The following is a 22,219-nucleotide window of genomic DNA, read 5'->3' as shown; positions in this document are numbered from 1 at the left end:
TCCCCCACCTGCGCGGGAGTACGGGTGAAAGGTGGTCAGATCGTGCAGTGGCAGCGCTAGACTGCGAGACCTGACGTGCCGACCGGCACGACGCCCGCCCGGAGGAGCCGCATGAGCACCGCTGCGTCGATCGACGACCTGCTGGGTCCGGCCTCGGCGCGCTTCTTCGGGTCGGGGTACCGCGCGGTGCGTCACGAGGTCCGCGACCTCGTGCACGGGAGCGGTCCGACGGGAGCGTCCGAGGTGCGCGGGTCCGCCGCTCTCAGCTACCCGCGGTCCTGGTCCAGCAAGGCCGGGCGCGCACTCGTCCCGCACGTGTCGTCGATCGACGCGTTCGTCCTCGCCGCCCAGCTCGCCGAGGTCCTGCTCGCCCTGTCGCTCGGGCTCCGCGACGAGGAACGCACGCGCGCGTGGGTGCGCTCGGTGGACCTGCGGTCGGGCACGCAGCCGCAGGAGGACCTGGAGGCCATCCCGCTGAGCGCTCGGGTCGTCGCCACCTCGAGCGGTTCTCGGGAGGCGGTCTCGACCGTCGAGGCGAGGGTGGGCACGCTCACGACCGTCCTGGTCGTGGCGCACCCGCCCGGCGCACGCGGCCGTCCCGTGGACGGCCCGGTGGTCCTCGACGACCTCCTCGGCCCCGCGCCCGAGAGGTTCCACGCGGGCGGGTACACCGCGTCGTCGCAGGAGATCGTCGACGTCGAGGTGGACGACGCACGCGGCGTCCGTGCCGTCGTCGTCCCGTCGGCGGACCGCGCCGCGCCGCACTGGTGCGACCTCGGCGGGTCGTACCGGCCGGGCGTGACGTTCATCGACGCGATCGTCGGTCTCGCCCAGGTCTCCGAGGTGCTCCTCTACGCGCTCGACGCGGTCGACCGTGCCCGCTCGCACACGATGTGGATGCGCCGCGTCCGGCTCGAGACACCCGTCCCCGACGTGCCGCGCGAGCCGTTCCGCACGCACGCCGACCTCCGGACCGCGCGTCTGGTGCCTCTGCACGGCGCCACGTGGCGCGCGGTCGAGATGTCGGCCACCTACCACGCCTTCTCGGCGCGCTACGCGCTCGCCCACGAGCTGCCGACGGACGACGACCGGACCGTCGTGCGTCCCCCCGTCGCTCCGGGCGCGGCCGCCTGATGCGCATCGCGGTCTCGGGGACCTACTCCGCGGGGAAGACCACGACGTCGCTCGCCCTGAGCCACCTCACCGGTCTGCCGCGCACGCACGCGCGCTCGATGCGCGAGATCCTTCCGGAGGTCTTTCCGGGGCGTCGGCTGGAGGACTGCACCGCGGTCGAGCTGGTCGAGCTCGGGATCGTTCGGTACACCGAGCGGGCGGTGCACGAGAGCCACGCCGGGGACGCGTTCCTCTCGGACGGGTCGTCCCTGCACGAGTGGGTGTACGGGGCGGTCCGCGCGGAGACGGGCATCGTCCCGAGCGACCACGGCCAGGACGACGCCCGGACCGCGGAGCGCGAGTTCCTCGCGTCCGCGATGGCGGCGTTCGGGGGTGTCGTGCGACGGCACGCGCTGCGGTCGTACGACCTCTTCGTCCACCTGCCGGTCGAGTTCCCGCTCGTCATAGACGGGCACCGACCGGTGTCGGAGCGGTTCCGTGAACGGTCCGACACCATGCTGCGCACGACGCTGGGCTCGCTCGGCATCCCGTGCATCGTCGTCGGGGGGACCCTCGAGCACCGGCTCGAGCGGATCGTCGACGAGCTCGGCCTGCCGCGCGTCACCTCGGTCGCCGCCGCGGCGGCGAGGGCGTACGCGGACCTCGCCGCGATGGACGTGCGCGTGGAGACGGCTCGCCTCTGAGCCGTCGGGTCGTGGGCGGTCGCGCAGGGGGAGACCGCCCACGACCCTGTTCCGGCACGGTCCCTCTCGTGCGGCCCTCGTCGTCGGTGCTGTCCATGCTCGTCTGGTGCCCGGCGGGTGCGACGACCGCGACGTCGGTGGCATGCGGGAGAATGGGCGCGTGGTCCTCTACCGAGACGACGCGATCGTCCTGCGCACCCAGAAGCTGGGTGAGGCGGACCGCATCATCACCCTGCTGACGCGCGAGCACGGGAAGGTGCGCGCGGTCGGCAAGGGGGTGCGGCGCACGTCGTCGCGGTTCGGTGCACGCCTCGAGCCGTTCATGGTCGTCGACCTCCAGCTCCACGCCGGGCGCTCGCTCGACACCGTGACCCAGGCGGAGACCGTGGGACCGTACGCGCGGCGCATCTGCGAGGACTACGCGCTGTACACCGCCGGGACGGTCATGCTCGAGACCGCCGAGCGGCTCGTCGCCGACGAGCGCGAGCCGGCGGTGCAGCAGTACTGGCTCCTCGCCGGGGCGCTGCGCGCGCTCTCGGAGCGCGCGCACGACCCGAACCTCGTGCTCGACTCCTACCTTCTGCGGGCGCTCGCGGTCGCCGGCTGGGCGCCGTCGTTCACGGACTGCGCGCGGTGCGGCGAGCCGGGGCCGCACCACGCGTTCGCCGTCGCGCAGGGCGGGGCGGTGTGCGGGCGGTGCCGCCCGCCGGGCTCGACGTCGCCCGCCCCCGAGACCTTCGCCCTCCTCGCCGCGCTGCTGGCCGGGGAGTGGGAGACCGCCGACGCCTCCACGGCGCGGCACCGCAAGGAGGCGAGCGGCCTCGTCGCCGCCTACGGCCAATACCACCTGGAGAGAACGTTGCGATCCCTGCGCATGGTCGAGCGGGACGCCTGATGGCGCGCCGCACGCGTCCCGTCGTCCCGCCGTTCGCCCACCCCTCGGGCGCACGCCCCCCGGCGATCCCGCAGCAGTTCGTGCCGAACCACGTCGCCGTCGTCATGGACGGCAACGGCCGGTGGGCGAACGCGCGCGGCCTGCCCCGCACCGCGGGCCACGAGGCGGGGGAGGCGGCGCTGCTCGACGTCGTCGCGGGCGCCGTCGAGATCGGCGTGAAGCACGTCTCGGCGTACGCGTTCTCCACCGAGAACTGGAAGCGCTCGCCCGACGAGGTGCGCTTCCTCATGGGCTTCAACCGCGACGTCATCCGTCGTCGTCGTGACGAGATGGACTCGTGGGGCGTGCGCGTGCGGTGGGCGGGGCGTCGACCGCGGCTGTGGGGCTCGGTGATCAGGGAGCTCGAGGTCGCCGAGGAGCAGACCCGGGGCAACGACGTGTGCACGCTCACGATGTGCGTCAACTACGGCGGGCGTGCCGAGATCGCGGACGCCGCGGCAGCGATCGCCCGCGAGGCGGCGGCCGGGCGTCTCGACCCGTCGAAGGTCACGGAGCGCACCGTCCAGAAGTACCTCGACGAGCCCGACCTGCCCGACGTGGACCTGTTCCTGCGCAGCTCCGGCGAGCAGCGCACGTCGAACTTCATGCTGTGGCAGGCCGCCTACGCGGAGCTCGTGTTCCTCCCCGAGCCGTGGCCGGACGTCGACAGGCGCCACTTGTGGCGAGCGGTCGAGGAGTTCGCGCGGCGCGACCGCCGGTACGGGGGCGCGGTCGACGCGGTCGGTACGGGTTCCTGACGGTAGGCCGCCTCAGGCGGGAGCCGCCGCCGCGGTGAGCGCCTCGAGCCGGTCCGCGAGCTGCGCGGGGCGGCTCAGCGCGACGAGGTGACCTCCGGGCATCTCCTCGACGCCGAGCCCGAGCCGGTCCCGGGCCACGGCGCGCTGGAACGCGAGCGGGAAGAGGCGGTCGTCGCGACCCTGCAGGACGACGGTCGGCACGGCAGGCCAGGCGGTCGCCGGCCACGGCTCCGCGAACGATCGCGTCGACGGTGCGCGGTCCTCGCCGGCCAGGACCCGGCCGGTGACGTCGGCAGGGACGTCGTGGAAGAAGTCCTCGACCCCGTCGAACGGTCCGAGACCTGCGGCGGCGCGTGCGGCCTCGTGCCCGGTCGCCGCCCACCAGTCGCCGGCCGTCTCTCCGGGGCCGGGGATCATCGGGTTGAGCAGGACGAGGAGGCCGACGGGGACCCGGTCCGCGACGAGCCCTCCGACGTAGGCACCCATCGACTGCGCGACGACGACGAGCGCGTCGTCGACCGGCGCGTCGTCGGGCGGGGATGAGGCGCGGAGCGTCGCGAGCGCCACGTCCGTGAGTGCTTCCCAGCCGTAGCCCTCGTCGTGCTGGGGGAGGTCGACCGGTACGGCGTGGTGCCCGCGCGCGGCGAGCTCGGGGACGAGCCGCTGCCAGTACCCCGGGTGACCGCCGGCGCCGGGCAGGAGGAGGAAGGTCGTCATGGGGGGAAGACCGCCGGTCCGCCCGGGACTCATCGGGACCGGCCGCCTCTCCGGCTCAGTGCTGCGGGCTCGTCCCGTCCTCGACCGCGGCGGGCGACACGTGGGCGACCGACCGCGCTGCGCGCCGTCGGACCGCGACGACGACCACGGCCACCGCGCCGGCCACGAGGAGGAGCAGCGCGACGGCGCCCCAGGGCGACCCCGCGGCGACCGCGAGGGCGGCCGACCACGCGGCCCAGCCGACGGTCGCGTAGATCGTCGCGTGCAGGGCGCACCCGACCAGCATGGCGGGCAGGTAGCGGCCGAACGGCATGCGGACGACGCCCGCGGCCGCGTTGACGACCGTCTTGGTCCCCGTCGCGAGGAACGACGCCGGGACGGCGACGAGACCCCAGCGGCGCAGGAGCTCGACACCGCGCGCGGTGGAGCTTCCCGACAGCCAGGCGTGGACCCGTGCGACCCAGGGCCGCACGGGCCGCGTGCGGTCGAGCGTCCAGACCGTGACGAGCCGCGCGACCCAGTACGTCGCCTGCGTCCGCACGAGGACGACGGCGAAGAAGAAGGCGAACAGCGCTGCGAACGGTGCGCCGTCCAGCGCGTCGGGCACGGTTCAGCCCTGCTCGGACCCGCGGGCCGAGCAGCTCTCGCACGTCCCGAAGAGCTCGATCGTGTGCTGGATGTCGACGAACCCGTGCGTCGCGCCGACCTGCGTCGCCCAGGCCTCGACGGTGGGCCCGTCGATCTCCACGGTCCGCCCGCACGTGCGGCACACGAGGTGGTGGTGGTGCTCGCGGCGTTCGCACCGACGGTAGAGGTTCTCGCCCTCCTCGGTGCGCAGGACGTCGACCTCACCGCCGTCGGCGAGGCTCTGCAGCGTGCGGTAGACGGTCGCGAGGCCCACGGAGTCGCCGCGCGAGCGCAGGATCTCGTGGAGCTGCTGGGCGGAGCGGAAGTCCTCGACGTCCTCGAGGGCGTCGGATACCGCGGCGCGCTGGCGCGTCATGCGCTGCACGTGTCACCTCCTGTGGTGGGGCGGTCGGCGCCGGCTGGGCCGCGAGCGCCGGCGGGGACGGGCCGGGCCTCGGGGAGGTCGACGTCGTCCGGGATGTCAGGGTGCGGGTCGCGGGCGACGCGCGGCCGACGGCGCACCCACAGGGGGCGCAGGAGGGCCACGACGAGGTAGGTCGCGATCGCCAGGACGACGATCGTCGCACCCGGCGACAGGAGCTTCCAGTACGTGATCGACAGCCCGACGACGCACACGACGACGCCGACGACGCTTGCGACGAGCATCGTGCGGCGGAAGGACCGCGTGACGAGCTGGGCGACCGCGACGGGGACGATCATCAGCGCGCTGACGAGCAGCAGCCCGACGACGCGCATCGACACCGTCACCGTGAGCGCGGCGACGACGGCGACCGCGATGTTGAGCGCACGCACCGGCAGGCCGGAGGCACGCGCGAACTCCTCGTCGTGGCTCACGGAGAACAGCGCGGCGCGCAGCCCGAGGCCGACGAGCAGGATCACGGCGCTCAGGACGACGGTGAGGACGAGGTCGGACGACGTCACGGTGGAGATCGAGCCGAACAGGTACTGCATGAGGCTCCCCGCGGAGCCGCCCGCGAGCCCGATGAGCAGCACGCCGCCCGCGATGCCGCCGTAGAAGAGCAGGGCGAGCGCGAGGTCCCCGCTCGTGCGGCCGCGCTCGCGCACGAGCTCGATGGCGACGGAACCGATCACCGCGGCGACGACGGCCCCGGGGATCGCGAGGGCGTCGTTCGGGACGAGGCCCATCGCGGACCCGACGAGCCAGCCGAGCGCCACGCCCGTGAGCGCGACGTGACCGATGCCGTCACCGAGGAGCGAGAGCTTGCGCTGCACGAGGTAGGTCCCGACGACGGGCGCGCTCACGCCCACGAGGAAGGCCGCGACGAGGGCGCGCTGCATGAGCGGGTCGGTGAGCATCGCGGCGAGCTCGGAGGTGATCGACCCGGTCATGACGCCGTCCTCGGTGCGTGACCCGCGGCGGGGTCGGGGTACAGGGTGTCGCCGAGCCCGGTCGTCGGACCGGTGGGGGCGCCGTCGGGCGCGGGCTCGTGGGGGTGCTGGTGCTGGTGCGTCGTGCCGGCGTGCGTGGAGGACGGGCGGGGCGGGGCGCCGTCGTGCACCACGCGCCCGTGCCGCAGGACGACCGCGCGGCGGATGAGCGGCGCCAGGGCGCCGAGCTCGTGCAGGACGACGAGCACGGTCAGGCCGTCGCCGACGAGCCGCGTCATGGTCGCGGCGAACGACTCCTGGCTCGACTTGTCGACGCCCGCGACGGGCTCGTCGAGGACCAGCAGGTCGGGTCGGCGGACGAGCGCGCGGGCGATGAGGACGCGCTGCTGCTGACCGCCCGAGAGCTCGGCCGTCGAGTCCGCGGCGCGGTCGGCGAGCCCCACCTGGTCGAGCGCCCCGACGGCACGTGCACGCCAGTCGCGCGGCAGGCGCAGGCGCCCGCCGCCGAGCAGGCCCGAGGCGACGACCTCGGCGGCCGTCGACGGCATCCCCGACGGCGCGGCGACGCGCTGGGGGACGTACCCGAGCCGTCGCCACGGGACGCGCGGACCGAGCGGCGCGCCGAACAGGTCGACGGAGCCCGCGGAGACGGGGACGATGCCGACGAGCGCGCGCACGAGCGTGGACTTCCCCGAGCCGTTCGCGCCGAGGAGCGCGACGACGTCGCCCGACGGCACGACGAGGTCGATGCCCCGGAGGATCTCGCTGCCGCCGAGGCTCACGTGCACGCCGTGCGCGGCGACGAGCGGGGCGGTGGACGTCACGAGCAGACCAGCCCGGACGTGAGCGCCTCGAGGTTGGACTCCATGACCCCACGGTAGTCCGTCGTGTCGTCGGCCAGACCCTCGAGCGGGTCGAGGACCGCGGTGGCGACGCCGAGGTCGTCGGCGAGCGTCTGGGTCACCTTCGGGCTGGTCAGGGTCTCGAAGAAGAGCGTCGTCACGTCGTTGTCGCGCACGACCTCGCCCACCTCGCGCAGCCGCGCGGGGGACGGCTCGGCCTCGGGGTCGAGGCCCGAGATGCCGACCTGCACGAGGTCGTAGCGCTCCGCGAGGTACCCGAACGCCTCGTGGGACGTGACGAGCGTCGCGCCGGCGCACGGGGCGAGGGCGTCGGCGTACTCGGCGTCGAGCGCGTCGAGGTCGGCCGTCAGGGCTGCGGCGCCCGCCTCGTACTCCTCGGCATGCTCCGGGTCGATCGCCGACAGCTCGGCCGCGACCTGGTCGCCGACGGCCGCGAGGCGCGTCGGGTCGAGCCAGAAGTGCGGGTCCAGCGTGCCGTGGTCGTGCCCGTCGTCGGCGGCCTCGCCCGAGTCGGCGTCCGTGTGCTCGGCGTGCTCCTCGGCGCTCTCTCCCTCGTGACCGTCCTCATGACCGTCCTCGTGGCCCGCTGCCGTGCCGGACCCCGGGTGCTCCTCGAGACCGGCCGCCTCGGTGGCGTCGACGACGTGCTCGGGGTCGCGCTGCGCGACGCCCTCGTCGACCGCGGGCTGGAATCCCGACTGGTAGACCACGAGGTCCGCGTCGCCGATCAGGCGCACCTGCGCGGGGGCGAGCTCGAGGTCGTGCGGCTCGGCGGCGGGGGGCGTGAGGTTGTCGACCGACACGAGGTCCCCGCCCACCTGCTCGGCGACGTACTGGAGCGGGTAGAACGACGCGAGGACCTGGACCCGCCCGTCCTCCGACGCGCCGTCGGCCCCGCCCGTGCCCGACGAGCAGGCGGCGACGAGCGCCGTGGCGACGAGGGCTGCGGTGGCGGCGAGCGCGCGGCGGCGCAGGCGGGGGGAGGGGCGCATGCCTCCAGTGTCCTCCTTAGTGAAAATGGATGTCAAAACCGTTCACGGTGAGGCGGCTCACGCCCGGGGTACGCTGGTCGGTCGGCGCCCGCGAGGGCGTCCGCCCACCCGTCCAGCCTCCACGAGCCACGTGCGGGGCCGATCTCCAGGAGTGATGACCGTGGCCGCTGCGCCCTCACCGACCGCCCGTCTCGACGCCGTCGTGTCCCTCGCCAAGCGGCGCGGGTTCGTCTTCCCGTCGGGCGAGATCTACGGAGGCACGCGCTCCGCGTGGGACTACGGGCCGCTCGGCACCGAGCTCAAGGAGAACATCAAGAAGCAGTGGTGGCGCTCGACCGTCACGAGCCGTGACGACGTCGTGGGCCTCGACTCGTCCGTCATCCTGCCGCGCCAGGTGTGGGTCGCCTCGGGCCACGTCGGCGTCTTCACCGACCCGCTCACCGAGTGCCTCTCGTGCCACAAGCGGTTCCGCGAGGACCAGATGATCGAGGAGTTCGAGGAGAAGAAGGGCCGCGCGCCCGAGGGCGGCCTCGCCGAGATCGCCTGCCCGAACTGCGGCACGCGCGGGCAGTGGACCGAGCCGCGCGACTTCAACATGATGCTCAAGACGCACCTCGGCCCCGTCGAGGACGAGTCCGGGCTGCACTACCTGCGCCCCGAGACCGCCCAGGGCATCTTCGTGAACTTCGCCAACGTCATGGGCGCGAGCCGCAAGAAGCCGCCTTTCGGCATCGGCCAGATCGGCAAGTCGTTCCGCAACGAGATCACGCCGGGCAACTTCATCTTCCGCACGCGCGAGTTCGAGCAGATGGAGATGGAGTTCTTCGTCGAGCCCGGGACGGACGCCGAGTGGCACCAGTACTGGATCGACGCGCGCACCGAGTGGTACGTGGACCTCGGCATCTCGCGCGACAACCTGCGCCTGTTCGAGCACCCGCAGGAGAAGCTGTCGCACTACTCGACGCGCACGGTCGACATCGAGTACCGGTTCGGCTTCCAGGGCTCCGAGTGGGGCGAGCTCGAGGGCATCGCGAACCGCACCGACTTCGACCTCAAGACCCACGCCGAGCACTCCGGGAAGGACCTGTCGTACTTCGACCAGACGAAGAACGAGCGCTGGGTCCCGTACGTCATCGAGCCGGCCGCGGGCCTGACCCGCTCGCTCATGGCGTTCCTCGTCGAGGCGTACACGGAGGACGAGGCACCCAACGCGAAGGGTGGCGTCGACAAGCGCACCGTGCTGCGCCTGGACCACCGGCTGGCGCCGGTCAAGGCCGCCGTGCTGCCGCTGAGCCGCAACGAGCAACTCTCGCCCAAGGCGAAGGACCTCGCCACGGAGCTGCGGAAGTACTGGAACGTCGACTTCGACGACGCCGGCGCGATCGGCCGTCGCTACCGCCGCCAGGACGAGATCGGCACGCCGTTCTGCATCACGGTCGACTTCGACACGCTCGACGACCAGGCCGTGACCATCCGCCACCGCGACTCGATGGCGCAGGAGCGCGTCGCGCTCGACAAGGTGACCGAGTACCTGGGCGGGCACCTGCTCGGCGCCTGACACGGCGACAGCCGACGACAGACGACGACAGACGACGACAGACGACGACGGGGCGGGACCGTGAAGGTCCCGCCCCGTCGTCGTGCGCCTTGGCGGCGCACCCGCCCCCTGCCGTCGAGCTAGATCTTCTTCGCCGCGCCCTTGCCCCTGTTGAGCACCGCGAGCACCAGGCTCACGACGAGGATCGCGACACCGATCCAGAGCAGCACCTGCGCGGCCTCGATCGCCACGCCCAGGATGAGCAGCACGGCGCCGACGATGACGAGGATCAGCCAGAGAGGCATGGAGTTCCTTTCGTCCTGTTGTCGGCCGAAATGCCGACCCGGGAACCCTCCCACACCTCCCTCTTCCTCGCGCGGCGACGGAGCGCCGAGCAGATGTCGGACGGCTGTCCGGAGGGCTGCGGGAGCACGCGGTCCCGCACGGATGGGACAATGGAGCGCGTGAGTGCCGCGACCCTGGACCCCTCGACCGCCGTCGACCCGACGGCGAACCTCCCCGCCCCCGTCCTGCCGCCCCTGCAGCTCGGCCCGCACACGATCGACACCCCGGTCGAGCTGGCGCCCATGGCGGGCGTCACCAACACCGCGTTCCGCACGCTGTGCCGCGAGGCCGGGGCGAGCACGGGCGAGCACCCCGGCCTGTACGTCGCGGAGATGGTGACCAGCCGTGCGCTCGTGGAGCGCAACCCCGAGGCGCTGCGGATCGTGACGTTCGGCGAGGACGAGCGACCCCGCTCTGCGCAGGTGTACGGCGTCGACCCGGCGACGGTGCGCGAGGCCGTGCGGATCATCGCCGCCGAGGACCGCGCGGACCACGTCGACCTCAACTTCGGCTGCCCCGTGCCCAAGGTGACGCGCAAGGGCGGGGGAGCGGCGCTCCCGTGGAAGCGCGACCTGTTCACCGCGATCGTGCGCGAGGCCGTCGCGGCCGCCCGGCCGTACGGGGTGCCAGTGACGGTGAAGATGCGCAAGGGCATCGACGACGACCACCTGACGTACCTCGAGGCGGCGCTCATCGCGCAGGACGCGGGCGTCGCGTCGATCGCGCTGCACGCGCGCACCGCGGCCCAGCACTACTCGGGCACGGCCGACTGGTCGGCGATCGCGCGGCTCAAGGAGACGGTCAAGCACGTGCCCGTGCTGGGCAACGGCGACATCTGGTCCGCCGAGGACGCGCTGCGGATGGTGGACGAGACCGGGTGCGACGGCGTCGTCGTCGGGCGCGGCTGCCAGGGCCGGCCGTGGCTGTTCGCGGACCTCGCCGCGGCCTTCGCCGGGCGGCCGGAGCGGGTGCGGCCCGGCCTGCGCGAGGTCGCCGACACGATCTACCGGCACGGCGAGGCCATGATCGACTTCTTCGACGGCGACGAGGGCAAGGGCATGCGCGACCTGCGCAAGCACATGGCCTGGTACCTCAAGGGCTATCCCGTGGGCGGCGACGCGCGTCGCTCTCTCGCCATGATCTCCACCCTCGACGAGCTGCGCGGACTGCTCGACGCGCTCGACCTCGACTCCCCGTACCCCGGGGAGGCGGTGGAGGGACCGCGCGGGCGCGCGGGGTCGCCCAAGCAGCCGCACCTGCCCTACGGCTGGCTCGACTCGCGCGAGCTCGACGGCGAGTTCGCCGAACGGCTGCGCGAGGCGGAGCTGAGCGTCTCCGGCGGCTGACCGCGCCGTGCGCACCGCGGGGGACGACTCCTGGCGCCTGTCGGTCTCCGACGGTGGCCCGCTCGACGAGGCCCTGTGGTTCCGGGACGCGTTGTCGCTCGACCTGACCCTCGGCCGGTCCGTCGACGACGCGGCCGACGACGTGCCGCCGCGGCTCCTGGATCCGCCGCCGGACCGTTCCGACCTCGTCCCCGCGGCAGACCGCCCCGCCGTGGCGCGGCGATGGCTCACGTGGTGGCGCGACCTCCTCCGGTCCGAGGCGGCCGGCCGTCTCGCCGAGGCGCCCTCGGCTCCCGACGCGTTCCGCGCCTGGGTCGGAGCTCGGCACGACGAACGCCAGGCACTCGGTGCACCGCCGGAGTACGACGGCCTCGGGGACGTCCCGGCGCTGCAGCGCGCCGCGGCACGCCTGTACCGCGAGGCACGTGACCAGCTCGAACGGCGCGAGCGCAGCGTCCGCTCGCGGCAGGCGGTGCCGTCGTACGCCGGCGCCGCCCGCGACGTCGTCGCTGCGGTCGCAGCCGAGCACGGCGTCGCGCCCGGAGTGCTGCGCGGTGCCGTCCTCGTGCTCGACGTCGACGGGCCGTGGTGGCGGCCCGTCGCCCCGGGAGCGGTCGCCTGCTCCGCCGACGTGCTCGACCGGAGCCGGGCGGAGGCCGTGCTGCGTGCCGCGTTCGAGTCGGGCCTCGGCGTCTGACACCACCGGTGCCAGGGCAGCGCGAGGTGGTGCGGACGGTCGTCGGGGAGCGGTCCCCATGTCCGCACCGCGTCGTGCGGTGCTAGCCTCCCGAACGGTGACGGCACGGTTGCCCCACCAAAGACGGGACCGGGGGGACGATGCGTGCGCTGAGCGTGACACGAGAGGCCTGGGCTGTGGCCGTGGCACGGGTGCGGGAACGGCTCGCCGCCGAGGGGATCGAGGCCGACGGCGTGCGCGTGCCGGCCGCCCCCACCGAGTCCGCGGACGACGTCGAGGCGGAGCTGCGTGAGCTGGGGATCAGCGACGTGCACGGGGACGTCGAGGCCGCGTGGGCGGCCGCGATCGGGCAGCACCTTCTGTCGCCGGTCCGGGCGACGCTCCGGGCGAGCACGGGAACGGTCGGCGCGACGACCGGCCTGACGATCGTCGACGACCGCGTCCTGCTCGTCCACGACGCCGTCCGGCGCGACCCGGGGCCGCACGAGCCTGAGGTCACGGCGGTCTCGCGGCACGTGGACGTCGTCCTGGTACGCGTCGACGACCTGTGGCCCGCGATCACGCGCTTCCTCCCGCCGCTCCACCAGCTGACCGCCGGTGCACGGCCGTCGGGACGCTCGTCGTCGCTCCCGACGACGCCGCTCGACCGGGCTCAGGTGGAGAGCCTGCGCACGGGCACCGACGTCGGCGCCCTCCCGGCCGCCGCGCGTGCGGTCGTGGAGGACGAGCAGGCGAGCCTCGCCGTCGTCGTCGAGGCCTGGCCCACGGTGGCCGGGCCGAGCGTCGTGTGGTCGCGATGGTGGTCGGTGGCGGGCGACCGGTTGCTGGACGTGCAGCTCCGCGACGACGGCGTACGTCTCGTCGAGCGCGCGCCGGGTGCCGTCGCGGCCGAGCTGCGCTGGGCCCTCGCGGGCGCGATCGACGTCACCGCCGGAGCGCTCCGGGCCGTGGTCGGCGAGGGGGGCGAGCAGTGACCGCCGGGATGTGGGGGATGGACGTCGCCGCGGTGCGACGGCTCGGCACGGACCTCGAGCGCGCGGCCGACGACCTCGAGTCGGCCCGGGACCAGGTCGGGGCCCGGATGGCGCTGTCGTTCGGCTTCGGGCCCGACATGGACGAGTTCCGCGGTCGGTGGAGCTCCGAGCTCGCGCCGTCGCTCTCGCGCGTGTGCGCGACCCTCCGTGAGGCTGCGCGGGCCGTTCGCCTCGACGCGGACCAGCAGGACACGGCGTCAACGGACGGCGGGTCCGGCGGCGGGCGCGGACCGGACGGCGGCGGCCGCGGGGACGGCGGTGGCGGGGACGGCGACGGCGGAGGCGACGGCGACGGCGACGGCGGTGGCGGCGGGCCCCTCGACTGGCTGCGCGACCGAGGAGAGGATCTCTGGGACGCGGGCGGAGACGCGGTCGACTGGCTGGGCGATCGTGGCGCGGACGTTCTCGACGAGGTCGGGAACCGGTGGGACGCGATCTCGGACGACTGGCTCAACGTCGGGGACGGGCTCGGCCAGCTCTGGGACGCGACCGGAGGGTCGATCCTGGACGGTCGCATGCCTCGCACGACCGAGGTCATCGCGTCCGGACTGCTGCTCGGGGGCACCACGATCGGGGCGCTGCTGACGACCCAGTCCCTCGGGTCGACCGAGTTCGACGTCTTCGACGACGGTGAGCCGTATGCCGGTCGACCGCGGCCGGCCGCCGAGAGCGGGCACGCGATGCGCGAGCCGCACGAGCTGAGCGACCTCACGGCGAGCGTGACCGACGCTTACGGCACCGACGGGACCGTACGGATCACGGCGGTGGACAACCCGGGCCAGGAGACGTCGTACATCGTCTCGATCCCGGGCACCGAGCGATGGGCGCCGGGTACGAACGAGAACCCGATGGACCTCACCGGGAACCTGGTGACGGCCGGCGGCGGGGAGTCGACGATGACGCAGTCGGTGGCGCTCGCCATGGAGAACGCGGGCATACCCGCAGGCGCTCCGGTGATGCTCGTCGGCCACTCGCAGGGCGGGATGACGGCCGCGGCGCTCGCGTCCGACCCGTCGATCACGTCGCGGTACGACGTCTCGAACGTCCTGACCTTCGGCTCGCCGGTGGACAGCGTGGACGTCGCCCCCGGGACGCAGCTTCTCGAGATCCAGCACTCCGGGGACGCCGTGCCTCGTCTCGACCTGGGCGACGAGCAGCTCGGTCGGCTGGGATCGGGTCTCAACGACCCCGTCCAGCCGAACTTCACGAGCGTCGCCCTCGACAACCCGCGCGAGTCCACGCCGTGGTGGGGACATCTCGGGCCGGTCCCGTACGGTGTCTCCGAGGCGCTCACGAACCACGACCACCAGAACTACACCGACTCCATCCGCACCAGCACGGACCCTTCCCTGCTCCAGTACCAGAACCTCCCCTCGACCCAGAGGTTCTTCGTGCAGGACGGCGGGTCTGCGTCGGCGGTTGACGTCACCGTCGGGAGGAGAGACTGATGCGACAGATCACGCGGCGATCGGTGCCGTTCCTCGTCGGTGCGCTCGCCCTCGCGCTCGCCGGGTGCTCGGGCGACGACTCGTCCTGCGCGGACCTGCTGACCAGGACGGCCGAAGGGGTCGACGGGGTCGAGTCGGCGCAGTTCTCGTGCGAGTCCCAGCTCGAGGGGTCGCTGCAGGAGGGCGAGGTCCAGCTCGAGACGTCGGACCCGTCGGAGGGCCTGGAGGTCACCGAGGCGGTGCTGCGGGCCTTCGCTGCGGAGCAGGAGATCGAGCCCGCGTGGATGCCGGCGACCGTCTACCGACTCGGTGGCGGGGCGGGCGTCGTCGACACGAACGAGCTCGGCTTCAACGGCACGCCGAGCGTGCGGGAGATGCGCGACCTGTACGGCGCGTCGGGCTGATGCCGGGCGACCGGCCGGGCCCGCGCTGGCGGGACCCGGCCGGTCGTGGGTCAGGTCAGAGCGCGCGCAGCCAGACCGTCGTGTCGGACGGCACGCGCACCTGCGGGTCGGCCGACCGGTCGGTGCTGACCGGACCGGACGCGACGAGCACCTTGACGCCGTGCGGCAGCACCACGGGGTCGCTCCCGAGGTTGGCCAGCACGACGACGTCGCGGTTGCGCAGCGCGATGACGTCGTCGGAGCCGGCGTACTCCTCGACCCACGCCAGCGTGCCCGTGCCGAGGCGCTCGGCGCGGCGCGTCGCGAGCGCGGCACGGTACGTCTCGTACGTCGAGCCCGCGACGCCGCGCTGGACGTCGGCGGCGTAGCGCGCGTAGGACTCGGGCTGGGGGAGCCACGTCTTGCCGGTCGGGCCGAACCCGTGGCCGGGCGCGTCGGCGTGCCACGGCAGCGGGACGCGGCAGCCGTCGCGGCCGGCCTCGGCACCCTGCGTGCGGAAGAACGCGGGGTCCTCGCGCACGTCGTCCGGGAGCGCGGTGTGCTCCGGCAGACCGAGCTCCTCGCCCTGGTAGAGGTACGACGACCCGGGCAGGCCCAGCATGAGCAGCGAGGCGGCGCGGGCGCGGCGCAGGCCGAGCTCCTCGTCCGGCTGCGGCTCGTGGGCGAAGATCCCGTTGGGCCGCAGTCCCGGCTCGGCGAGACCGAGGCGCGACGCGTGGCGCACGACGTCGTGGTTCGACAGGACCCACGTCGTGGGGGCGCCGACCTCGTCGTTCGCGTGCAGCGACGCGGCGATGACCGTGCGCAGCGGCGCGGCGGACCACGGGGTCGTGAGGAACGAGAAGTTGAACGCCTGGTGCATCTCGTCCGGACGCACGTACCGCGCGAGCCGGGACAGCGGCTCGACCCAGGCCTCGGCGACGAGCGCGCGGTCGCCGTCGTACCCGGCGAGGACCTGGTGCCAGGCGCGGTAGATCTCGTGCACGCCGTCCTGGTCGAACATCGGCCCGGAGTTGCCGGCGCCGGTCGAGCCGTCCTCGGGCGCGCCCGGGTCGACGGCCTCGTCGGACGCGCCGCCGCCCTCGGTGCCCTCGACCATCGAGACGGTGCCGTCCCAGTCGGGCAGACCCGGGGCCTTGACCATGCCGTGCGCGACGTCGATGCGGAAGCCGTCCACGCCCTTGTCGAGCCAGAAGCGCAGCACGTCCTCGAACTCCGAGCGCACCTCGGGGTTCTCCCAGTCGAGGTCCGGCTGGGAGGAGTCGAAGAGGTGCAGGTACCACTGGCCCGGCACCTCGTCGGCCGCTCCGGTCAGGGGACGTGCCCCGGCGCCGGCGGTGACGCGGGTCCACGCCGGTCCGCCGAAGATCGACTGCCAGTTGTTCGGGGGCAGCTCGCCGTGCTCGCCCTCGCCCTCGCGGAACACGTACCGGGCGCGCTCCGCGGACCCCTCGGGGGCGGCGAGCGCGGCCTGGAACCAGGCGTGCTGGTCGGACGTGTGGTTGGGCACGAGGTCGACGATCACGCGGATGCCGCGCACGTGGGCCTGCGCGAGGAGCTCGTCGAAGTCGGCGAGCGAGCCGAAAAGCGGGTCGACGTCGCGGTAGTCCGCCACGTCGTACCCCGCGTCCTTCTGGGGCGAGCGGTAGAACGGGCTGAGCCACACCGCGTCGACGCCCAGCTCGGCGAGGTGGTCGAGCTTCGACGTGACGCCCGGCAGGTCGCCGATGCCGTCGCCGTCGCCGTCCGCGAACGAGCGGGGGTAGACCTGGTAGATCACGGCGTCACGCCACCACTCGGGTGCCTCGCCGGCGCCCGCGTGCACGAGCGCGCCCGCGGCGAGCGGCTGCACGGTGGCGGTGGTGGTCGGCGTCGTCGAATCGATACGAGTCATCGAGCTGTGGATCCTCACGTGAGTGGTCGTGCGTCGGGGTCGTGGTGCGTCGAGGGACGTCGGAGGCGTGGTCGCGTCGACCCGCCATCGAGTGTAAGCGCTTGCGGTCCGGGCGGGTCGAGGTGCGACGGCGCGAGGCCGGTCAGACGGTCGGGGCCCCCGCAGGAGGCGCGGTGCCGGGCGCCGGGCGCGACGGGGCCGCGCCCGTGGAGTCGCGCACGATGAGCTCGGGCTGGAACAGCAGCTCCGAACGGGGCGCCCGCTCGCCGGCGATCTCCGTGAGCAGCGCGCTGATCGCCGCGTGAGCCATGGCCGTGACGGGCTGGCGCACGGTCGTGAGCGGCGGGTCGGTGAACGCGATGAGCGGGGAGTCGTCGTACCCGACGACCGAGACGTCGTCGGGCACGTGCAGGCCCCGTGACCGCGCGGCGCGGATCGCGCCGAGCGCCATGAGGTCCGAGCCGCACACGATCGCGGTGTGTCCCGCGTCGAGGAGCTCGCCCGCGGCGGCCTGCCCGCCTTCCACGGAGTAGAGCGTCACGACGACGTGCTCGGGGGCCTCGGCGGCGTCGGCGACGAGCTCGTGCCGGACCAGCGCGTCCGTGAAGGCGGCGAGCTTGCGCTGCGCGGGGACGAAGCGGTCGGGCCCGATGGCGAGCCCGATGCTGCGGTGCCCGAGCGAGACCAGGTGGCGCACCGACAGCTCGACGCTCGAGACGTCGTCGGGTGAGACGAACGGCGCGTCGATGCCCTCCGCGTACCCGTTGACCAGCACGATCGGGATCCCGCGGCTGCGCAGGCGCTCGTACCGCTCGTGGCTCGCCTGGGTGTCGGCGTGCAGGCCGGACACGAAGACGATGCCGTCGACCGCGTGGTCCATGAGCATGTCGACGTAGTCGTCCTCCGTCGTGCCGCCCGGCGACTGGGCGCACAGCAGCGGCGTGTAGCCGTGCTCCGCGAGCAGGGACTCGATCGTCTGGGCGAACGCCGGGAAGACGGGGTTGGTCAGCTCGGGGACGACGAGGCCGACGAGGCCGGCCGACCGGGTGCGCAGGGTCGAGGGGCGCTCGTAGCCCAGCACGTCGAGCGCGGCGAGCACGGCCTGGCGCGTCTCGCTCGCGACACCGGCCTTCCCGTTGAGAACGCGCGAGACCGTCGCCGTGGAGACGCCGGCCTGGGCGGCGAGATCGCTGAGACGGGTGCGCACGTGGGGAAGCGTAGGGGACACCGGACCTCCTCGTCCTGGTCGTCCGGCCGGTGAGTCGCGTGCTCGTGGTCCGAGGCGCGCGAGGATCGCCTGCCGGAGGAGGCGGGCAGGCGCCGTCGGGCGCCCTGAAAAGCGTTGCATGAAAGTTACCGCAACAACTTGCACAGGCGCCACCCGCCGATCTACGGTCAGTCGCATCAGGGTCCGGCACCGGCGCCAGCCGGGCGGGCCACCACCACACACGCTTGGAGTGCCCCTGATGCGACGGAGCATCCTTCTTGCCGCCGCGCTGACCACGACGCTCGCCCTCGCGGCCTGCTCGTCCGGCGAGAGCGGCGACGAGACCACCACGGACCCCGAGGAGACCGCGTCCTCCACCGGCTCGCTCACCGTCTGGGTCGACGAGACCCGCCAGGACGCCGTGACCGCCGCCGCGACCTCCTTCGAGGAGGAGACCGGGACGAGCGTCGAGGTCGTCCTCAAAAACTTCGAGGACATCCGCGCGGACTTCCTCGCGCAGGTGCCGACGGGCGAGGGCCCGGACATCACGGTGGGTGCGCACGACTGGCTCGGCGAGATGACGACCAACGGTGTCGTCGCTCCGCTCGAGCTCGGTGACAAGGCGTCGGAGTTCGAGACGGTCTCGCTGCAGGCCTTCACGCAGGACGGCCAGGTCTACGGCCTGCCCTACGCGATCGAGAACATCGCCCTCATCCGCAACACCCAGCTCGCGGCCGAGGCGCCGGCCACGTGGGACGACGCCGTCGCGGCGGGCCAGGCGGCGGGGACGAAGTTCCCGATCCTCGTCCAGTCGGACAACGACAAGGGCGACCCCTACACGCACTACCCGTTCCAGACGTCGTTCGGCGCCCCGGTCTTCACGCAGAACGAGGACGGCAGCTACTCGTCCGAGCTCGCGATGGGCGGCCCCGAGGGCCAGGCCTACGCCACGTGGCTGGGCGAGCAGGGCGCCGCAGGCGTGCTGAGCCAGGACACGACCTACGACATCGCCGTCGAGGCGTTCAAGAACGGTGAGTCGCCGTTCATCGTCGGCGGGCCGTGGATGATCGAGTCCTTCGAGGGCATGGACCTGTCGATCGACCCGATCCCGACGGCGGGCGACCAGCCCGCGCAGCCGTTCGTGGGCGTGCAGGGCTTCTACCTCAGCGCCGAGAGCGAGAACGCGATCGTCGCGAACGACTTCCTCGTGAACTTCCTCTCGACCGAGGAGGCGCAGCTCGCGCTGTACCAGGCGGGCAACCGTCCGCCGGCGCTCACCGCCGCGGCCGACTCCGCCTCGTCCTCCGACCCGATCGTCGCGGGCTTCCGTGACGTCGGCGCCGAGGCCGTGCCGATGCCGTCCATCCCCGAGATGGCCTCCGTGTGGAGCTTCTGGGGCGTGACCGAGGCCGCGATCGTCAGCGGCGCCGACCCCGTCGCGACCTGGGACAAGATGATCGCCGACATCGAGGGCGCGATCGGTTCCTGACCGGACCCCGACCGGCGCCGGCCGTCGTCGGGCGCGGAGACCTCTCCCGCCCGACGACGGCCCGCCGGTCACCGCCCGTCCACGGACGGACGGCTCACGACCTGTGACGCGGCGGCGGCGCCGCGTCGGACCACCTCGGAGGCACCACGATGTCCGCCCCTCAGACCACGACCGACGACCCGGTCGGCATCCCCCCGGCCGACTCGGGGACGCCACGTCGCCCTCGGGCGCTGCGGTCGCGGGACGACTCCCACGCGCGGGACTTCGGTCCGGGCTTCTTCGTCAAGCTCGCGCTCATGGCCGTCGTCGACGCCCTGGGCGTCTACGTCGTGTGGTCCGCGTGGCAGGCCGGCTCGTACGGCGTCCTCGCCGCGAGCCTCGCGCTGCTCGTCGCCGCCAACTGGGTCTACTTCTCCCGGCGCGCGCTGCCGCTGAAGTACATCCTCCCGGGGCTGGCGTTCCTCCTCGTCTTCCAGATCTTCGTCGTCGCCTACACGGGCTACGTCGCGTTCACCAACTACGGCACCGGGCACAACGGGACCAAGGACCAGGCGGTCTCCGCGCTCCTCGTGCAGAACGAGCGGCGCGTCGAGGGTTCGCCCTCCGTCCCGCTCACCGTCGTCGCCGACGGCGACGCGCTCGGCTTCGCGGTCCTGGGCGAGGACGGCGAGGTCGAGGTCGGCTCCGCCGACCAGCCGCTCGCGACGGCCGAGGGCGCGACCGTCGACGCGGACCGCGTCACCGAGGTCCCCGGCTGGACGGTCCTGCCGCGCGACCAGGTCCTGCAGCGTCAGGGCGAGGTCACCGAGCTGCGCGTCCCGGTCTCGGACGACCCCGAGGACGGGTCGATCCGCACGACCGACGCCCGCACCGGCTACGTCTACACCTCGTCGCTCGAGTGGGACGAGGCCGCGGACACGATGACGGACACCACGACGGGGACCGTCTACACCCCGAACGACGACGGGCAGTTCGAGGCCGCGGACGGCACGACGCTCGCCGTCGGGTGGCGCGTGCCCGTGGGCCTGGACAACTTCGCGACGGCCTTCACCGACAGCCGGTACGCGGAACCGTTCCTCAAGATCCTCGTGTGGACCTTCGTGTTCGCGGTCGGCTCCGTCGCGACGACGTTCCTGCTCGGACTGTTCCTCGCGATCACGTTCAACGACACGCGCATGCGGGGGCGCAAGCTCTACCGGACGCTCATGATCCTGCCGTACGCGATCCCGGGCTTCCTCGCCGCGCTCCTGTGGTCCGGCCTGCTCAACACACGCTTCGGGTACATCAACACGGTGCTGCTCGGCGGGGCGGAGATCCCCTGGCTCACCGACCCGTGGCTCGCGAAGCTCGCGGTGCTCGGTGTGAACCTCTGGCTCGGCTTCCCCTACATGTTCCTCATCTGCACGGGCGCGCTCCAGTCGCTGCCGGCGGACGTCATGGAGGCCGCCAAGATCGACGGCGCGGGGCGCTGGCGCACCTGGAAGGCGATCACGCTGCCGCTGCTCCTCATCGCGACGGCGCCGCTGCTCATCTCGTCGTTCGCCTTCAACTTCAACAACTTCACGCTCATCTACATGCTCACGGGCGGCGGTCCACGGTTCGCCGACGCGTCCGTCCCGCTCGGGCACACGGACATCCTCATCTCGATGGTGTACTCCATTTCGGGCGTCGACGGCTCCGCCGCGAAGGACTTCGGCCTCGCGAGCGCCCTGTCGATCGTCATCTTCCTGATCGTCGGGACCATCTCCGCCCTCGCGTTCCGGACCACGCGCAAGTTCGAGGAGCTCAGCTGACATGGCGACCACCCACGCCGCGCCCGTCGTCGACGGCACCACCCAGCCGGCCCCGGAGCGCCGCATGAAGCCCGGTCGCTGGTTCTCCGAGCTCGGTTGGCGCCACCTCGTCGGCGTCGTCGCGGTCGTCTACGCGGCGTTCCCCCTCGTCTACGTGCTCTCCGCGTCGCTCTCGGAGAACGGCACGCTGACCGGGTCGAACTCCCTGTTCTCCGACGTCAGCGGCGCGAACTACGCCCAGCTCGGCACCACGATGTTCTGGACGTGGATGACGAACACGCTCGTCATCGCCGTCGTGACGTCGGTGGGCACGGTGCTCATGGGAGCCGCGGCCGCGTACGCGTTCTCGCGCTTCCGGTTCGCCGGGCGGCGCATCGGCCTCACGTCGCTGCTCATCATCCAGATGTTCCCGCAGATGCTGGCCTTCGTGGCGATCTTCCTGCTGCTGCTCAGCCTCGGCGACGTGGTCCCCGCGCTCGGCCTCAACAGCAAGATCGCGCTCATCGCGGTGTACCTCGGCGGCGCGCTGGGCGTGAACACGTTCCTCATGTACGGGTTCTTCAACACCGTCCCGCGCGAGCTCGACGAGGCGGCGAAGATCGACGGCGCCACGCACACGCAGATCTACTGGACGATCATCCTGCGCCTCGTCGCGCCGATCCTCGCGGTGGTCGCGCTGCTGTCCTTCATCAGCACGTTCGGCGAGTTCATCATCGCGCGCATCGTCCTGTCGTCGGAGAGCAACTGGACGCTCGCCGTCGGGCTCTACGGCTGGGTGTCGTCGCTCCGCGAGGCGAACTGGGGGCTGTTCACCGCGGGCGCCGTCATCTCGGCGCTGCCGGTCCTCGCACTGTTCCTCTACCTGCAGAAGTACATCGTCGGCGGCCTGACCGCCGGCTCCGTGAAGGGCTGAGCGCCGTGGAGCCGACCGCGTCCGGGGCCGTCC

Annotated in this window: 22 protein-coding genes; 13 read left to right on the top strand and 9 right to left on the bottom strand. The window is 73.0% G+C overall.

The genetic code is table 11. From position 1 onward, the window contains the following. Positions 1 to 111: 111 nt before the first annotated feature. The 4 genes from AC4H2G_RS07500 (at position 112) to AC4H2G_RS07485 (ending at position 3,509) form a co-directional block, all read left to right on the top strand. Entirely contained in the window at positions 112 to 1,134 is a 1,023-nt protein-coding gene (locus AC4H2G_RS07500; RefSeq protein WP_494365133.1) for an AvrD family protein, read from the top strand. Next, positions 1,134 to 1,817 carry an ATP/GTP-binding protein gene (locus AC4H2G_RS07495; RefSeq protein WP_494365132.1) on the top strand — a complete coding sequence of 228 codons (684 nt, stop codon included), beginning with the start codon at positions 1,134 to 1,136 and terminating at the stop codon, positions 1,815 to 1,817. Before AC4H2G_RS07500 ends, AC4H2G_RS07495 begins: the two co-directional genes overlap by 1 nt. Before the next feature lie 160 nt (positions 1,818 to 1,977). Next, on the top strand, positions 1,978 to 2,712 hold the full coding sequence (gene recO / locus AC4H2G_RS07490) for a DNA repair protein RecO (RefSeq protein ID WP_494365131.1): 735 nt from the start codon (positions 1,978 to 1,980) through the stop codon (positions 2,710 to 2,712). Beyond that, the gene (locus AC4H2G_RS07485) at positions 2,712 to 3,509 is read left to right on the top strand and encodes an isoprenyl transferase (protein ID WP_494365130.1); all 798 of its coding nucleotides are present in this window, start codon (positions 2,712 to 2,714) and stop codon (positions 3,507 to 3,509) included. The genes recO and AC4H2G_RS07485 overlap by 1 nt, the downstream gene beginning before the upstream one ends. Before the next feature lie 12 nt (positions 3,510 to 3,521). Here the strand turns inward: AC4H2G_RS07485 and AC4H2G_RS07480 are convergent, their stop codons facing one another. From AC4H2G_RS07480 to AC4H2G_RS07455, 6 genes are read right to left on the bottom strand one after another with little or no spacing between them, the layout of a single operon-like run. Next, entirely contained in the window at positions 3,522 to 4,226 is a 705-nt protein-coding gene (locus AC4H2G_RS07480) for an alpha/beta fold hydrolase (protein ID WP_494365129.1), read from the bottom strand. Positions 4,227 to 4,281: 55 nt separating this feature from the next. Beyond that, complete coding sequence (locus AC4H2G_RS07475; RefSeq protein ID WP_494365128.1) at positions 4,282 to 4,833, bottom strand: DedA family protein; 552 nt, start codon at positions 4,831 to 4,833, stop codon at positions 4,282 to 4,284. 3 nt (positions 4,834 to 4,836) lie between these two features. After that, positions 4,837 to 5,229 (bottom strand): Fur family transcriptional regulator, encoded by a 393-nt coding sequence (locus AC4H2G_RS07470; RefSeq protein WP_494365127.1) that lies wholly within the window; start codon positions 5,227 to 5,229, stop codon positions 4,837 to 4,839. Further along, positions 5,226 to 6,224, bottom strand: coding sequence for a metal ABC transporter permease (locus tag AC4H2G_RS07465; RefSeq protein ID WP_494365126.1), 999 nt, complete (start codon positions 6,222 to 6,224; stop codon positions 5,226 to 5,228). Before AC4H2G_RS07465 ends, AC4H2G_RS07470 begins: the two co-directional genes overlap by 4 nt. Then, positions 6,221 to 7,054 carry a metal ABC transporter ATP-binding protein gene (locus AC4H2G_RS07460; protein ID WP_494365374.1) on the bottom strand — a complete coding sequence of 278 codons (834 nt, stop codon included), beginning with the start codon at positions 7,052 to 7,054 and terminating at the stop codon, positions 6,221 to 6,223. Before AC4H2G_RS07460 ends, AC4H2G_RS07465 begins: the two co-directional genes overlap by 4 nt. Then, positions 7,045 to 8,079, bottom strand: a complete 1,035-nt coding sequence (locus AC4H2G_RS07455; protein ID WP_494365125.1) for a metal ABC transporter substrate-binding protein — start codon at positions 8,077 to 8,079, stop codon at positions 7,045 to 7,047. Before AC4H2G_RS07455 ends, AC4H2G_RS07460 begins: the two co-directional genes overlap by 10 nt. Positions 8,080 to 8,233: 154 nt before the next feature. Between AC4H2G_RS07455 and AC4H2G_RS07450 the strand changes: the two genes are divergently transcribed. After that, positions 8,234 to 9,637: a glycine--tRNA ligase gene (locus AC4H2G_RS07450; RefSeq protein ID WP_494365124.1), complete on the top strand. Its 1,404-nt coding sequence runs from the start codon at positions 8,234 to 8,236 to the stop codon at positions 9,635 to 9,637. Between the two features lie 119 nt (positions 9,638 to 9,756). On the opposite strand, the gene AC4H2G_RS07445 is transcribed toward AC4H2G_RS07450, so the two are convergent. Then, positions 9,757 to 9,921, bottom strand: coding sequence for a hypothetical protein (locus tag AC4H2G_RS07445; protein ID WP_494365123.1), 165 nt, complete (start codon positions 9,919 to 9,921; stop codon positions 9,757 to 9,759). A 150-nt stretch (positions 9,922 to 10,071) separates the two neighbouring features. On the opposite strand from AC4H2G_RS07445, the gene dusB reads away from it, so the two are divergent. The 5 genes from dusB (at position 10,072) to AC4H2G_RS07420 (ending at position 14,890) form a co-directional block, all read left to right on the top strand. After that, positions 10,072 to 11,307, top strand: coding sequence for a tRNA dihydrouridine synthase DusB (gene dusB, locus AC4H2G_RS07440; protein WP_494365122.1), 1,236 nt, complete (start codon positions 10,072 to 10,074; stop codon positions 11,305 to 11,307). 7 nt (positions 11,308 to 11,314) lie between these two features. Next, the gene (locus AC4H2G_RS07435) at positions 11,315 to 12,004 is read left to right on the top strand and encodes a hypothetical protein (RefSeq protein WP_494365121.1); all 690 of its coding nucleotides are present in this window, start codon (positions 11,315 to 11,317) and stop codon (positions 12,002 to 12,004) included. 182 nt (positions 12,005 to 12,186) lie between these two features. Beyond that, the gene (locus AC4H2G_RS07430) at positions 12,187 to 12,978 is read left to right on the top strand and encodes a hypothetical protein (protein ID WP_494365120.1); all 792 of its coding nucleotides are present in this window, start codon (positions 12,187 to 12,189) and stop codon (positions 12,976 to 12,978) included. Between the two features lie 17 nt (positions 12,979 to 12,995). Beyond that, positions 12,996 to 14,486: a PGAP1-like alpha/beta domain-containing protein gene (locus AC4H2G_RS07425; RefSeq protein ID WP_494365119.1), complete on the top strand. Its 1,491-nt coding sequence runs from the start codon at positions 12,996 to 12,998 to the stop codon at positions 14,484 to 14,486. After that, positions 14,486 to 14,890 (top strand): hypothetical protein, encoded by a 405-nt coding sequence (locus AC4H2G_RS07420; RefSeq protein ID WP_494365118.1) that lies wholly within the window; start codon positions 14,486 to 14,488, stop codon positions 14,888 to 14,890. The genes AC4H2G_RS07425 and AC4H2G_RS07420 overlap by 1 nt, the downstream gene beginning before the upstream one ends. 55 nt (positions 14,891 to 14,945) lie before the next feature. Here AC4H2G_RS07420 and AC4H2G_RS07415 read toward each other — a convergent pair whose 3' ends face one another. Beyond that, positions 14,946 to 16,784, bottom strand: a complete 1,839-nt coding sequence (locus AC4H2G_RS07415) for a glycoside hydrolase family 13 protein (protein WP_494365117.1) — start codon at positions 16,782 to 16,784, stop codon at positions 14,946 to 14,948. Between the two features lie 142 nt (positions 16,785 to 16,926). Beyond that, entirely contained in the window at positions 16,927 to 17,991 is a 1,065-nt protein-coding gene (locus AC4H2G_RS07410; protein ID WP_494365116.1) for a LacI family DNA-binding transcriptional regulator, read from the bottom strand. Positions 17,992 to 18,250: 259 nt separating this feature from the next. Here AC4H2G_RS07410 and AC4H2G_RS07405 point away from each other — a divergent pair, with 259 nt between their 5' ends. The 3 genes from AC4H2G_RS07405 to AC4H2G_RS07395 all read left to right on the top strand — a co-directional run bounded on the left by AC4H2G_RS07405 (position 18,251) and on the right by AC4H2G_RS07395 (position 22,186). Further along, positions 18,251 to 19,480 carry a sugar ABC transporter substrate-binding protein gene (locus AC4H2G_RS07405; RefSeq protein WP_494365115.1) on the top strand — a complete coding sequence of 410 codons (1,230 nt, stop codon included), beginning with the start codon at positions 18,251 to 18,253 and terminating at the stop codon, positions 19,478 to 19,480. A gap of 149 nt (positions 19,481 to 19,629) precedes the next feature. Continuing rightward, positions 19,630 to 21,273 carry an ABC transporter permease subunit gene (locus AC4H2G_RS07400; RefSeq protein WP_494365114.1) on the top strand — a complete coding sequence of 548 codons (1,644 nt, stop codon included), beginning with the start codon at positions 19,630 to 19,632 and terminating at the stop codon, positions 21,271 to 21,273. 1 nt (position 21,274) lies between these two features. Next, entirely contained in the window at positions 21,275 to 22,186 is a 912-nt protein-coding gene (locus tag AC4H2G_RS07395) for a sugar ABC transporter permease (protein WP_494365113.1), read from the top strand. Positions 22,187 to 22,219: the final 33 nt, after the last annotated feature.

It is taken from the genome of Cellulosimicrobium sp. BMG9.23 (assembly GCF_059159985.1).
This window is presented reverse-complemented; position numbering and strand designations above follow the sequence as displayed.